Raw genomic sequence first — 12,023 nt, 5'->3', positions numbered from 1 at the left:
GATTGAATTGAAGGTTCCAGCCGCCTGCTCACTTACCCGCCGGGTGATGGCCGCTACGATCCCCATGCAGCAAGTCGACCACTTCGGCCCCGTCGCCGCCGACTATGCCGGCTTTCGCCCCCGCTACCCCGAAGGGCTGCTCCAATGGCTTGCCGAGCATGCGCCCGCACGCCGCTGCGCTTGGGACTGCGCCACCGGCAGCGGACAGGCCGCCGTGGAGCTGGCGCGCCGCTTCGAGCAAGTCATCGCCACCGATATCAGCGAAGCCCAACTTGCGGCAGCCATAAAGCACCCGAGTATCGTTTATCGCCGCGCACCCGCGGAGGCGTGCGGATTGGCGGACTACTCGGTCGATCTTGTCACGGTGGCGCAAGCGCTGCACTGGCTCGACCTTGGGCGATTCTACGCCGAGGTCCGACGTGTCCTGCGACCCGACGGCCTCTTGGCGGTCTGGAGCTACGGCCTCCTCGAGACCGATGACGCGGCCATCAACCACTGCCTCCGAGGCGACTATCATGCGATCATTCAACCTTTCTGGCCGGATGAGCGTCGGCACGTCGAGGACGGCTACCGTTCGCTGGATTTCCCCTTCCCCGAGATCCGGGCACCGACGTTCGTGCTGACGGCCGACTGGGCCCTCGACGACTTGCTCGGCTATCTGCGGAGCTGGTCCGCGAGCGCGCGCTATCGAGCGTCGCACGGGATCGATCCGGTCGCCGCGTTCGGCACGAGACTGGCGCCCCTATGGGGCCGACCGGAGACGCGTCGCATCATCAGGTGGCCTTTGTCATTGCGGGTCGGGCGTGCGACGAGACGTCGGAGCGAGAGGTCAACCGCGGGTTGAGAGAGTCCACATGGCACAACAACTGATCAAGGTTCCACCGACCAAGAACACGCTCCTCCGACTCAAGAAGCAGGAGAAGTTTCTCGAGGAGGGCCACGACCTGCTCGAACGCAAGCGCGAGCTGTTGACGCGCCTCGTCTACGAGCGGATCGGGGAGTACCGGCGGCTGCGAGAGGCATCCGAAAAGGCGCTCGCCGAGGCCTATCGTTGTCTCAGCATCACCCATCTGCGCATGGGCAGCCGCGGGATCCATCAGGCCGCGCTCGGATCCGAGCTGGCCCTGACGGTGGACATCCTGCCGCGCCGCGCCCTCGGCGTGGAGTATCCTGCCGTGACCAGCGAGCGCATCCCGCTCAAGCCGGTCGGCCTCTTGGGGACGGACGCGAGCTTCGACACGACCCGCGAGAACCTCGCCAATGCCTGTGTGCTGCTCGCCCGTCTTGCCGAGGTCGAAACCGCGCTGCACCGGCTGATGGAAGAGCAACGCAAGGCCCAGAAGCGGGTCAACGCGCTCAAGTACAACATTATTCCGCTCTATCGGCGGACCATCCACTTCATCCAGTCATCGCTCGAAGAAGAGGAGCGCAACACACTCTTCCAGGTCAAGTTGCTGCGGCAACGAGCCGAGGCTTGAGGAGCCGTCCAACGCCATGCCTGAATTCCCGCGCAAGGTACTGGGTCTGCTCTTGATCCTGGCCGCCGTCGGCGTCGCCTCTTGGCAGGCACTGGCGGTCTCCTGCTCGTCTCCTGCTTCTGCTGCCGCCGAGACCGCTCGGCACACCGCTGCACCGCGCTGATGCCTCGGGAGACGCATCCATGATCCGCGTGCTTGCGCTTGTCGCTATCCTGACAGCGATCGCCGTCCTGATCTTTGTCGTCCGCTCAAAGCTTCTCGGCAGCCGTGAAGAGCGGCGCTCGATCCCGCGTCAGCCGACCCCGGCAACGGGCCTCCTGATGTTCCTGCTGACGGTGCCGGTCTTGGTTGCCGCGGTCATCGCCATGGCACGCGGACTCTTGGTGCCGATGATCGGCAACGCCGTCGGTTACGCGCTATTGGTGTGCGGGGCTTGGTTGCTGTGGCGCGGGTTGGTCGCGGAAGCCGCCTACTCGCACCGTCTCGTCGCCAAGACGCCGTGGCCGCTAAAGGCCATCGGCGGCGGCCTAATCGGCTTGGGCACCGGCCTCACCGCCTGGCTCGGCGTCGGGCACCATCCGGGCATCGCCTTCGCCTTCGGGCTCGTGGCCCTGCTTGGGTGTCGGCTCTTCTACGGGGGCGATCCAGGTGAAGCCAAGCGGGTGACGGCCGCCTCCGGGCTCGACACCACGGATCAGGTGCTTGCCGCTCTGGCGCAAGCCGAGCGCTCGATCGCTGCGGTGGAGCAGTCGAGCCGCGACGTCCGACAACCCGAGCTCAATCAACGGCTGCGGCGCGTCGCCGCGCTCGCCCGCGAGATCCTGACCTTGCTGGAAGAGGACCCGCGGGACCTGCGACGTGCCCGCAAGTTTCTGAACGTCTACCTCGACGGTGTGCAGCGCGTCGTTGAAGGCTACGCGAGGACGCACCAGCGCGCCGCCTCGCCGGAACTCGACGCCAACTTCAGGCGAGTCCTGACGAGCATCGAGGAGGTGTTTCAGGAGCAACGCCAGAAGCTCTTGGAGTCCGACATCATGGACCTGGACGTGCAGATCGAGGTGTTGACGAGCCAATTGAAGCGCGAGGGGCTCCTATGAACCGCGCCGAAGAGCGATCCGGAATCGTCGATGCGTTAAGCAACCTTGCTGCACGCCAAAGAGGTCGGCGCGACGCGGCTCAGAGGGTAAAGGCGACAGCTGAAAGAGGCATCGGCTTCCTGGGCATATCTCCCACAAGCCTTTGTTTTATTATCCAAACCGCGTCAACTGAGCCCTCTTTGGCTCCTTCTAGGCTCGCCCGGGACTGAAACCTTGCACGTCACTCCGGACGCGGTTTAATCGACACCTCGATCACCCGCGCCACGGCTGCGAAGCCAAAGGTCGCAGTCACGAAGCTTGCCGACCCATAGCCGAGCCGACAGTCCAGGGAAACGCCGCTGATTCCGGGCTTTTGGTGGCTGACACATCCATCCGCGCGCGGATAGACCGGCTGCTCCAGCGAGTAGACGCAGTCGACCTTGAAACGCCGCTTCGGGTCGCGTGGAAATCCATAGGCTTCGCGCAACCGCCGCCGCACCTTGGAGGCCAGCGGGTCATGCTGCGTGCGGGTCAGATCGGCCACCCTGACCGCGGTTGGGTCGCGCCGCCCGCCCGCACCTCCGGTCGTGACGATGCGGATCTTGTGCGCCCTGCAGTGTGCAATCATCGCCGCCTTGAAGCGGATGCTGTCAATCGCGTCGATGACCGCGTCATAGCCGCGGGTCAGATACGCCTCGAGTGTCCGATCGGTGATGAAATCGCGGATCGGCTCGCACCGGCAGAGCGGATGGATGTCTCGGATACGCTCTGCCATCACCTCGACCTTCGGCCGATCAAATTGGCTGGTCATGGCATGGCTCTGGCGATTCACATTGCCCGCCTCGATGGTGTCGTCGTCGATCAGGGTGATGGTGCCCACCCCGGTGCGCGCGAGTGCCTCCGCCGCCCAGGAGCCTACCCCGCCCACGCCGACGACACAAACATGCAGCTCGGCGATCCGCGCGCTCTCCGCCGCCCCGTAGAGCCGAGCGATCCCGCCGAAGCGCGCCTCGCGCCCGGCCGGAATCTCCGTATCAAGCTGCGCGGGAGTGTTCGATGCATCCATCGCGGCATCATCCTCGATCCGCGTCCGGACTGGAAGCCTCCGCTCAGAACGACCTCGATCCCGCAACCTCGAACGCCCCCACGAGCTCCGCCGCAGTTTGCCGAAAACCGAAATCTCCTGAACCGCGTCCCCAGACAGCCCTTGAGAAACACGAGGTCGAAATCACCGACGCCGGATCGGAGGACTCCGGACGCGGTTCAGCAGCGCTTGACATCTTGGGAATTTTCTCTAGATTGTTAGCACTCGATCAGACAGAGTGCTAACAGCCCGTCGAGATCGCGAACTTTCGGTTTTTCGCTCTTAAGGAGTCACCTCGTTTATGAACCTACGTCCCTTGCACGACCGTGTCGTCGTCCGTCGCAAAGAGGAGGAGCGCACCTCCGCGGGCGGCATCCTGATCCCGGATACGGCCACCGAGAAGCCGATCGAAGGCGAGGTCATCGCCGTCGGCAACGGCAAGCTGCTGGACAACGGCGAGATCCGCCGCCTGGATGTGAAGGTCGGCGACCGCGTGTTGTTCGGCAAGTATTCAGGCACCGAGGTCAAGCTCTCCGAAGAGAAGCTACTGGTGATGCGCGAAGACGACATCATGGGCGTCATCGAATAACAGGCATCCGCCTTCTTCCGCATACCCCCATTTCGCTTTACCGAGGCAAGCAATCCATGAGTGCAAAACAGATTTCCTTCAGCGAGCAAGCCCGTGCCCGAATGCTCCGCGGCGTCGACATCCTCGCCAATGCGGTCAAGGTCACCCTTGGTCCCAAGGGCCGCAACGTCGTGATCGAGAAGTCGTGGGGCGCCCCGACCGTCACCAAGGACGGCGTCTCCGTGGCCAAGGCGATCGAGCTCAAAGACAAGCTCGAAAACATGGGCGCACAGATGGTTAAAGAGGTCGCGTCCAAGACCTCCGACATCGCCGGCGACGGCACCACCACTGCCACCGTGCTGGCTCAGGCCATGGTCCGCGAGGGCCTCAAGGCCGTCGCCGCCGGCATGAACCCGATGGACATCAAGCGCGGCATCGACAAGGCCGTCGAGGCATCGGTCACCGAGCTCAAGGCACTCTCGCGTCCCTGCTCGACCAACAAAGAGATCGCACAGGTCGGCACGATTTCCGCCAACTCCGATGCCTCGATCGGCGAGATCATCGCCGAGGCCATGGAGAAGGTCGGCAAGGAAGGCGTCATCACGGTCGAGGAAGGCAAGTCGCTGCAGAACGAGCTCGAGCTGGTCGAAGGCATGCAGTTCGATCGCGGCTATCTCTCGCCCTACTTCATCAACAATCAGCAGAGCCAGAAGGCCGAGCTGGATGCGCCCTACATCCTGCTCTACGACAAGAAGATCTCCAATATCCGCGATCTGCTCCCCGTACTGGAGGCTGTCGCCAAGGCCGGCAAGCCGCTGCTGATCGTCGCCGAGGATGTCGAGGGCGAGGCGCTCGCGACCCTGGTCGTGAACAACCTGCGCGGTATCCTTAAGGTCTGTGCGGTCAAGGCGCCGGGCTTCGGCGATCGTCGCAAGGCGATGCTGCAGGATCTTGCCATCCTCACCGGCGGTACCGTGATCTCCGAAGAGGTCGGTCTGTCGCTGGAGAAGGCGACCCTGAACGACTTGGGCTCGGCCAAGACCGTTCAGATCGGCAAGGAAGACACCACCGTTATCGACGGCGCCGGCTCGCACGACGAGATCAAGGGCCGTTGCGATCAGATCCGTAGCCAGGTCGAGGACACGACCTCCGATTACGACCGCGAGAAGCTCCAGGAGCGTCTGGCCAAGCTGGCCGGCGGTGTGGCGGTCGTCAAGGTCGGCGCGGCGACCGAGATGGAGATGAAGGAGAAGAAGGCGCGTGTGGAAGACGCCCTGCACGCCACCCGTGCGGCGGTCGAGGAAGGCATCGTCCCCGGTGGCGGTGTGGCCCTGATCCGTGCCATCGGCGCGGTCGTCGGTCTGAAGGGCGCCAACAGCGACCAGGACCTCGGCATCGCCATCGCGCGCCGCGCCCTGGAAGAGCCGCTGCGCCAGATCGTCACCAACGCCGGCGACGAGGCCTCCGTCGTCATGAGCAAGGTTGCCGAGGGCACCGGTAGTTTCGGCTACAACGCTGCCACCGGCGAGTACGGCGACATGATGGACATGGGCATCATCGATCCGACCAAGGTGACGCGCACGGCGCTACAAAACGCCGCATCCATCGCCGGCCTGATGATCACCACGGAGGCGATGGTGGCTGACGAGCCCAAGAAGGATAAGGGCACCGCTGCACCGGGTGGCGGCATGGACGATATGGACTACTAAGCAAGCCCGGGCTTCGTCTTCGTTTATCCAAGAAAGCCCTATCAAACGCGCCCCGCAGAACAGCGGGGCGCGTTCGCTATCCGCACCCCGAAAAGCCCGCCAAAGGTCGCAGCCGCGACCTCCCGAATCGAACCTCGCCAATCATGAGGAAAGCTTCCTCGACACCGCGCACCGGACGGCGACTCATGACCCCGCAGCACATCACCTCGTCGACTCGATGGCGGTTCTGGAGGGATCCGGATCACAGCCTCGCCGCCCTCCTCTTGCTGCTCCTGCTCTACATCCTTGTCTTTACCCCGCTGTACGGCTCGCCGCTTGCCGACGGAGGACTGATCAGCATCACCTTCTCGCTGATCCTGCTGACGGGTGTCTTCGCCACGGCCCGATATCACGCCACCCGGTTCGGTATCGCGATCATCGCGTTGATGGCCTTCGCCTCGCATTGGGCGCATTTTGTCTTGGGCGGGCTCACGATCCATCTGATCGACACCGCGGGTGCGATCCTCTTTTTCATCACCCAGGCGTATTTCACCGTTCAGCGTGTCTTCCGAGCGGGGCCGATCAACAGTTACCGCATCCTCGGCGCCATCGCGGGGTACTTGATCATCGGAATGATCTTCGCAAATGCCTACCTCTTTCTCTCGCTCCTGACGCCGGATGCCTTTCGGTTTGCCCCCGGCGTCCAGATCAACGACCCACCACTCCCCGAATTGGTCTATTTCAGCTTCGTGACGCTGACGACGGTCGGCTACGGCGATATCACCCCGCTGCATCCATTTGCGCGGTCGCTCGTCGCCATGGAGGCCCTGATCGGGCAACTCTATCCGGCGATCTTGATCGCGCGACTGGTCACCCTTTATCGTCGCGACCCCTAATCCGCGAGCGTTGAGCCGCGATCCGATGAGGTCGGCAAGTGCGAGATCGCCTACCCATCAGACGGCAATCGGGACATGTAATCGATGACGACCTGGATATCCTCGTCCCGATAGTCCTTGCTCACCTCCCACATCTCCGGATTGGCATTACGGCGTTTGCCGCCGCGAATGTCGTGCATCTGGCGCAAGAGGTAGAGGTAATGCTGTCCTGCGACGCGCGGGTAAAAATTGGTCGCATCCCCTTCGCCGGCCGAACCGTGACACTCGACACAGTCGCGCTCGTAGAGCGATCGGCCGCGTTCCAGGTCCGTCCCCGGGCCGACCCCGTGCTCCGCGGGCACTGGTAATGCGCTCAAATAGGCGGCAATGTCCGCAAGCTCCTGCGTCGTGACGACATGCTCTTCGGCGAAGGGATACATCTTGCGGTTGTCGCGGATACCCGCACGGACATCGGCCAATTGCTTGATCAAGACCGAGGCATGTTGACCGGCCAGACGCGGGTAGGTGCCGTCGAGTTCTCCGAGGGCATCCATACCGTGACAACCCTGACAGACCTCGAAGGCGATCCCGCCGCGCAGCGGATCGCCCTTGGCCTGCAGCGCGAGAAGCTTCTCGCCGCGCATCTCGTTCCACACGTAGCCCGGCGATTCGAAGCCCGGCGCGACGGGCTGTTTGGGTTCGTCGCCCGCCTGCACCGAGGAGGCGGCGATGAAGACGATCGTTGCAATAAACCTGGACATGGTGCTCTCCCCGCTCATGGCTGCCCCGGTGTCACGGCCATGCCGGCGATATACTCGGACACGGCGCGCATCTCTTCCTCGTTCATCCGCCCCGCGACCGTGCGCATCAGTCGGCCGCGATCGTTGGTGCGGATGTCGTGGTCGAAGTTTCGCATCTGCTGCAACGTATAGGCCGGATCCTGTCCCGCGAGCATCGGGGAGCGCGGCGTACCCGTGCCGTCGGGTTTATGGCACCCGGCGCAAGCCGGAACACCGGTCTCCTTATTGCCTTGGTGATACAGAATCCGCCCTTCCTCGACCAGCGCGGGGTTCGTGACCACACCGGGCTTGCGTAGCTGACCGCTGAAGTAGGTTGCCAGAGCGAATAACTCGGCCTGCGAGTATTTCTCCGCAATCGGCTTCATCACATCGCTCTTGCGCGTCCCGTTGGCGAGCTCGACGAGCTGCTTGGCGAGGTACTCCTGCTGGATCCCGGCAAGCTTGGGGAAGGTCGGTACCGGTCCGTTGCCGTCCATGCCGTGACAGGCCACGCACTCGGCCGCGACGATTGCCTTGGCATCCTGTCCCTCGACCTGCGCAATCGGACCCGCAATCAACGGAATCACCGTCAACATGGTCGTCATCTTCACCCGTCCTATTGGCTTGGTCGGAATCGAAGTCAGCCGTCTATGGTTGTCGAAGTACTCTCTCAACACTTGATCCCCCGGTATCCCGATCGTCGTCGGTGCGGATGCGCCCATCTCGTTCCCCCGTCGCCTAAGGTCAGAACGTCACCTGTACAAAAAGACCCACGACGCTGGCGCTGTAGTCCTCCGGACCCGAGTCCAGATAGAGTGTATTCGCCGTCGGCATCGGATTCTCGGAGACGCCGTCGTAATGCCAGTCGTCGATCGAACCCGTCTCGTAGCGATAGAGCGCTCGTACGGCAACAGACTTATTGACGGGTACAATCAGGTTCAGATCCGCAAACTGTTGTGTCGTATTCAGATCCGGCATGCCCGAGCCGATGAGTGCCAAGGTGTCCGGATTGGTGATTCCTAGGGCATTCGGGTTGTAGTTGTATCCGATCTGGGTGACGCCTGTCGTATAGGTATAGTCGAGCTCGACCCTGGCCCAGCCGAAGTCGTAGCGTCCGCCGACGCCGAAGGTGTGGTTGTAGTCGTCGCTCTCCACGCTCCAGGCACGAGCGGTGTTGTAAAGCGGATTGATCGCCGATTCATCACCGCAGAGACTGTGCCAGTTCGTGCCGCTGACGCGTGTCTGATCACGCAGTCTCGCCCCGCTGTTGAGCGGCGCCGGCGCGATACCGGTCGTATTGGTTGCAATCGAGCCATCGGAATAGAAGTAATAGTAGTTCCCGATGACACAGCCGAGCGATTGGATCCCGCTCTGCTTCATATTGCCTTGCTGGTATGTATAGAACCCGTACAATCCGAAAGCCGCGCTCGGCTGGTAGTTCACGTCGAGACTCGCGGATCCGATACGATATCGATCGGTACGGCCGATATCCGACGCCGGATAATCGTTGTTCTGGTACTGCAGAACGAGACCGACATCCACCGATTCGGTCGCGATCACGTTCACGCGCCCGTTCAGGGTCGTCTGATCCCGATCGGCAAGGTCGAATTTTCGCAAACCGGAGGGTGCGTGGATCCAGCTCGCCACATTGGTGCCGTTCGCCTCGGGCGCAGGTCCGAAGATCGCACTGCTGGAATTCGGATCGGCCTCGATGTTGTAGGTATCCCCGCGACGCTCCGCATATTCTGCCGAAACGCGAATCGTGCCGAAGCTGAACCCGCGATTGGTATACCCGAGCTCGAGGCTGTTCTCCCAAGTGGAATCACGCTCCCGATAGGCCCGGTCGAACTCCTCCCGCTCGAGCGTCAGATTCAGGCTCGAGGCCCTGCCGAGGTCGTAGTCGCCCGAAAGCACATAGTTCATTTGCTTGTAATCGTAGGGCGTATTCCGAATCTTGACGTTCCCCGCACTCGGGACGAGACCGAGCTCCCGGACAGCAGCGAGATTACATCCAGCCTGATTGTAAGCGGTTGGCAGAGTGCCGGCCGGATTACTGCCCGCAGTCGGATTCGGCACGACAAAGGACCCGCCGCTGCCGTCGTTCAGGAGGCGCCCCCACTGACCAGTCAACGGATTACAGGCGAAGAACTCGGTCTTGTTCTCGGTCTCGTAATAGCGGATCTTGCCCTCGACATCGAGCTTATCGGTCGGGCTCATGACCAGACCCAAACTGAAGAGCTGCGTATTGATCTCCGCGTCGGCAGACTGCTTCGAGTTGGCCCGCGTGGTATTCCACATATTCTCTGTACTGACGCCGTTGATATTGCCTCCGGCCAGCGAGAAGGTGGTCGGCGCAATCAGGTCATCATCCTGCTTCATCCAGGCCAGAGAGGCGACGGCAGTGAGCCTGGCCTTGTAGAAATCCGGAAAGTTACGACCGTATTCACCCAGGATGTTGTAATAGTCGTTGTTCGGGTAGAGATCGTAGCGGCCGCTGGTGAAGGTGCTCGGAGAGACGCCTGTGATGGTATTGGTGGTGATGAACAGCGGGTTTTCGAACGTCATGGTCCCGACGCGGTTGCGAAACAGAGACGCCTCGGCTTGGAGGTTGAGATTATTGAGACCGTCGTCGAACCTGAGGCCCGCGAGAAAGTTCTGGGTCTCGTAGTCGATGGACTCCGGAATCTCGACGTTTCCACCGCCGCCTCCCCCGCCGAAGACCGCCCCGAACGGACGCTCGCCTTCGCGTTTCTCGAGGTTGTAACCGCCGAAGACGCGCCACTCGTTCGTCAGATATTTTTCGACGTTGAAGCCGCCTTGTTTACGCACGAGGCCGAGATCGGTTTCTTCCACCCGGGTCAGTGCGTCCTGGATCGTCGCTTGCGTCGTTGCCGCGTTTACGGCCTCTCCCGGCTTCAGTCCGTCCAGGTTCAGGTCTTTGCTGCCCTCGCCGCTCCAAATGAGACGGTAGTTGCTCGTGAATTCGTGCGGTATCTCCGTATAGAAGAGATCGAGCTTCCAGTCATTGAATCGGCCGGCCTTGGCTCCGATGAATTGGTCGCTGTAACCGATTCCGCCGCCATAGGTCTCGAAGAAGAGCGCCGTACCCGGCTGGCTCGCCTGGAAACTGAAGTTGTTGAGGTATGGACCCGACTTGAGGTCCTTGTACTGCTGGAACCAGGCATTGTCGGTGTCGCCGAAGACGCCGAGTCCGCCGAGCTCTGCTTGGCCCGAATAGAGCCAGCCGGATTGGGTTTCCTTGGTTTCCAGCGGCAGCTTTGGCCAGCCATACAGAAAGCCCGTCGGCGAGCGCGGAAAGGCTTGCGCATCGAGCCCATCCGGATCACGCGCGGGAACCGTATTCAAGGCGCCCGGATTCAAGGCGTTTCCGAGTACGGTCGGCGTCCCTCTGGGTGTCGCCGAATCGGCGTACGTCCCCGCGGAAGTGAAGCTCCCCAGCGCCGCTCCGACGCAGCACGCCACGGTTTTGAGTCGAAAGGGTTCCATCATATCGGCGCACCTCGGGTACGGTTTCTGCTCGATTGGATTCGGTCGGCGGATCGCTCCGCCGCGTCGTCAAGGGCATTTGACGGCCGCAGCGCTGCGGTCAGCGTTGCCAGCGCGCACCGGACGGGTGATTACTGCCGTGGATTTGCGTATGGCAGTTCTGGCAGGCGCGCCCGATCATGCGTTGACTTGCCGCGCCGCCGGGCTGCAGGGCGCTCTCTGCAGTCTGACTCGCGTTATAGAAGGTGCCCGGATGAAACATCTGGTTATGGCACTGCTGACACAGGAAGGGACGTGCCGTCACCAAGAGCTTGTCGTGATTGGAGCCATGCGGGAGATGGCAATTGGCGCAGTTCTCGCGGACAGGTGCGTGCTCCCATAGAAAGGGACCGCGCTTCTCGGCATGGCAGGTGTAACAGACCTCGTTGAGGCTATCTTTATTCAGCATCGGACGAGTGCGCGAGCCATGCGGATTATGGCAATCGACACAGGTCATCTTGCCCTCGGACAAGGGCATATGCGAGCGCTTCAAGAAGTCTGCGCGCTGCTTCGGATGACAGCTATAGCAGGTTTCCGAGATCGTCTCTTTTGCGAGCGCTCCGTTGATCGAATTCTTGACCATTGGATTGTGGCAGTCGCTGCATGCCACCTTGTTCTTATCATGTGTCGAGCCGACCCAGTGCAGTCTCTGTCCACCCTGATGACACGACAGGCACTGCGCGTTCTGAACGGCGACAGGCGTCTCCCAATTTCGGGTGAAGCCGATGATCAGACGCTTGTCCCAGGTCTCCTCGGCATGCTTCGAGCCCGGCCCGTGGCATGCCTCGCAGACCTGCGCCTGCTGGCTGTTGCGCGGATTGTCCCGAAAGGTCTTGGCATGCAGGGTATGGCTGTATTGCGTATCGACGTGCTCATGACATTCCAGGCACACCTTCTCGCCCACATAGACCGCATCCACGGGCGCCGCA

At 62.1% G+C, this 12,023-nt stretch carries 12 protein-coding genes; 7 read left to right on the top strand and 5 right to left on the bottom strand.

Annotation, left to right across the window (positions count from 1 at the left end):
- The first annotated feature begins 64 nt into the window (after nucleotides 1-64).
- The 4 genes from BLV04_RS04710 to BLV04_RS04700 are packed head-to-tail and all read left to right on the top strand — an operon-like array spanning nucleotide 65 to nucleotide 2,575.
- On the top strand, nucleotides 65-844 hold the full coding sequence (locus BLV04_RS04710; RefSeq protein ID WP_217633655.1) for a class I SAM-dependent methyltransferase: 780 nt from the start codon (nucleotides 65-67) through the stop codon (nucleotides 842-844).
- 10 nt (nucleotides 845-854) lie between these two features.
- Nucleotides 855-1,478 (top strand): V-type ATP synthase subunit D, encoded by a 624-nt coding sequence (locus BLV04_RS04705; RefSeq protein WP_093028637.1) that lies wholly within the window; start codon nucleotides 855-857, stop codon nucleotides 1,476-1,478.
- Between the two features lie 16 nt (nucleotides 1,479-1,494).
- Entirely contained in the window at nucleotides 1,495-1,641 is a 147-nt protein-coding gene (locus tag BLV04_RS24810; protein WP_175534501.1) for a hypothetical protein, read from the top strand.
- A 19-nt stretch (nucleotides 1,642-1,660) separates the two neighbouring features.
- Nucleotides 1,661-2,575 (top strand): 5-bromo-4-chloroindolyl phosphate hydrolysis family protein, encoded by a 915-nt coding sequence (locus tag BLV04_RS04700; RefSeq protein WP_093028635.1) that lies wholly within the window; start codon nucleotides 1,661-1,663, stop codon nucleotides 2,573-2,575.
- 220 nt (nucleotides 2,576-2,795) lie between these two features.
- On the opposite strand, the gene tcdA is transcribed toward BLV04_RS04700, so the two are convergent.
- Nucleotides 2,796-3,620 carry a tRNA cyclic N6-threonylcarbamoyladenosine(37) synthase TcdA gene (gene tcdA / locus BLV04_RS04695; protein WP_093028633.1) on the bottom strand — a complete coding sequence of 275 codons (825 nt, stop codon included), beginning with the start codon at nucleotides 3,618-3,620 and terminating at the stop codon, nucleotides 2,796-2,798.
- A 319-nt stretch (nucleotides 3,621-3,939) separates the two neighbouring features.
- Here tcdA and BLV04_RS04690 point away from each other — a divergent pair, with 319 nt between their 5' ends.
- From BLV04_RS04690 to BLV04_RS04680, 3 genes are all read left to right on the top strand, one after another.
- Nucleotides 3,940-4,227, top strand: a complete 288-nt coding sequence (locus BLV04_RS04690; protein ID WP_093028632.1) for a co-chaperone GroES — start codon at nucleotides 3,940-3,942, stop codon at nucleotides 4,225-4,227.
- Between the two features lie 56 nt (nucleotides 4,228-4,283).
- Nucleotides 4,284-5,915: a chaperonin GroEL gene (gene groL, locus BLV04_RS04685; RefSeq protein ID WP_093028630.1), complete on the top strand. Its 1,632-nt coding sequence runs from the start codon at nucleotides 4,284-4,286 to the stop codon at nucleotides 5,913-5,915.
- 185 nt (nucleotides 5,916-6,100) lie between these two features.
- Nucleotides 6,101-6,790 (top strand): potassium channel family protein, encoded by a 690-nt coding sequence (locus BLV04_RS04680; RefSeq protein ID WP_175534500.1) that lies wholly within the window; start codon nucleotides 6,101-6,103, stop codon nucleotides 6,788-6,790.
- A gap of 50 nt (nucleotides 6,791-6,840) precedes the next feature.
- On the opposite strand, the gene BLV04_RS04675 is transcribed toward BLV04_RS04680, so the two are convergent.
- The 4 genes from BLV04_RS04675 to BLV04_RS04660 form a co-directional block, all read right to left on the bottom strand.
- Nucleotides 6,841-7,530 (bottom strand): c-type cytochrome, encoded by a 690-nt coding sequence (locus BLV04_RS04675; protein WP_093028995.1) that lies wholly within the window; start codon nucleotides 7,528-7,530, stop codon nucleotides 6,841-6,843.
- A 14-nt stretch (nucleotides 7,531-7,544) separates the two neighbouring features.
- Nucleotides 7,545-8,153 (bottom strand): c-type cytochrome, encoded by a 609-nt coding sequence (locus tag BLV04_RS04670; protein WP_175534499.1) that lies wholly within the window; start codon nucleotides 8,151-8,153, stop codon nucleotides 7,545-7,547.
- A 139-nt stretch (nucleotides 8,154-8,292) separates the two neighbouring features.
- Nucleotides 8,293-11,058, bottom strand: a complete 2,766-nt coding sequence (locus BLV04_RS04665; protein ID WP_093028624.1) for an MtrB/PioB family outer membrane beta-barrel protein — start codon at nucleotides 11,056-11,058, stop codon at nucleotides 8,293-8,295.
- Between the two features lie 97 nt (nucleotides 11,059-11,155).
- The gene (locus tag BLV04_RS04660) at nucleotides 11,156-12,013 is read right to left on the bottom strand and encodes a DmsE family decaheme c-type cytochrome (protein WP_245731718.1); all 858 of its coding nucleotides are present in this window, start codon (nucleotides 12,011-12,013) and stop codon (nucleotides 11,156-11,158) included.
- Nucleotides 12,014-12,023 lie beyond the last annotated feature (10 nt).

It is taken from the genome of Thiocapsa roseopersicina (assembly GCF_900106925.1).
Classification (GTDB): domain Bacteria; phylum Pseudomonadota; class Gammaproteobacteria; order Chromatiales; family Chromatiaceae; genus Thiocapsa; species Thiocapsa roseopersicina.
The sequence above is the reverse complement of the archived record's forward strand: the minus strand, read 5'-3'. Positions and strand labels throughout refer to the sequence as shown.

What these genes read in the sequence shown, in the direction of transcription:
- BLV04_RS04710 (WP_217633655.1), top strand. Translation starts at nt 65, where the DNA reads ATGCAGCAAGTCGACCACTTCGGCCCCGTCGCCGCCGACTATGCCGGC.
- BLV04_RS04705 (WP_093028637.1), top strand. Translation starts at nt 855, where the DNA reads ATGGCACAACAACTGATCAAGGTTCCACCGACCAAGAACACGCTCCTC.
- BLV04_RS04675 (WP_093028995.1), bottom strand. Translation starts at nt 7,530, where the DNA reads ATGTCCAGGTTTATTGCAACGATCGTCTTCATCGCCGCCTCCTCGGTG.
- BLV04_RS04680 (WP_175534500.1), top strand. Translation starts at nt 6,101, where the DNA reads ATGACCCCGCAGCACATCACCTCGTCGACTCGATGGCGGTTCTGGAGG.
- BLV04_RS04690 (WP_093028632.1), top strand. Translation starts at nt 3,940, where the DNA reads ATGAACCTACGTCCCTTGCACGACCGTGTCGTCGTCCGTCGCAAAGAG.
- BLV04_RS04670 (WP_175534499.1), bottom strand. Translation starts at nt 8,153, where the DNA reads ATGACGACCATGTTGACGGTGATTCCGTTGATTGCGGGTCCGATTGCG.
- groL (WP_093028630.1), top strand. Translation starts at nt 4,284, where the DNA reads ATGAGTGCAAAACAGATTTCCTTCAGCGAGCAAGCCCGTGCCCGAATG.
- BLV04_RS04665 (WP_093028624.1), bottom strand. Translation starts at nt 11,058, where the DNA reads ATGATGGAACCCTTTCGACTCAAAACCGTGGCGTGCTGCGTCGGAGCG.
- BLV04_RS24810 (WP_175534501.1), top strand. Translation starts at nt 1,495, where the DNA reads ATGCCTGAATTCCCGCGCAAGGTACTGGGTCTGCTCTTGATCCTGGCC.
- tcdA (WP_093028633.1), bottom strand. Translation starts at nt 3,620, where the DNA reads ATGGATGCATCGAACACTCCCGCGCAGCTTGATACGGAGATTCCGGCC.
- BLV04_RS04700 (WP_093028635.1), top strand. Translation starts at nt 1,661, where the DNA reads ATGATCCGCGTGCTTGCGCTTGTCGCTATCCTGACAGCGATCGCCGTC.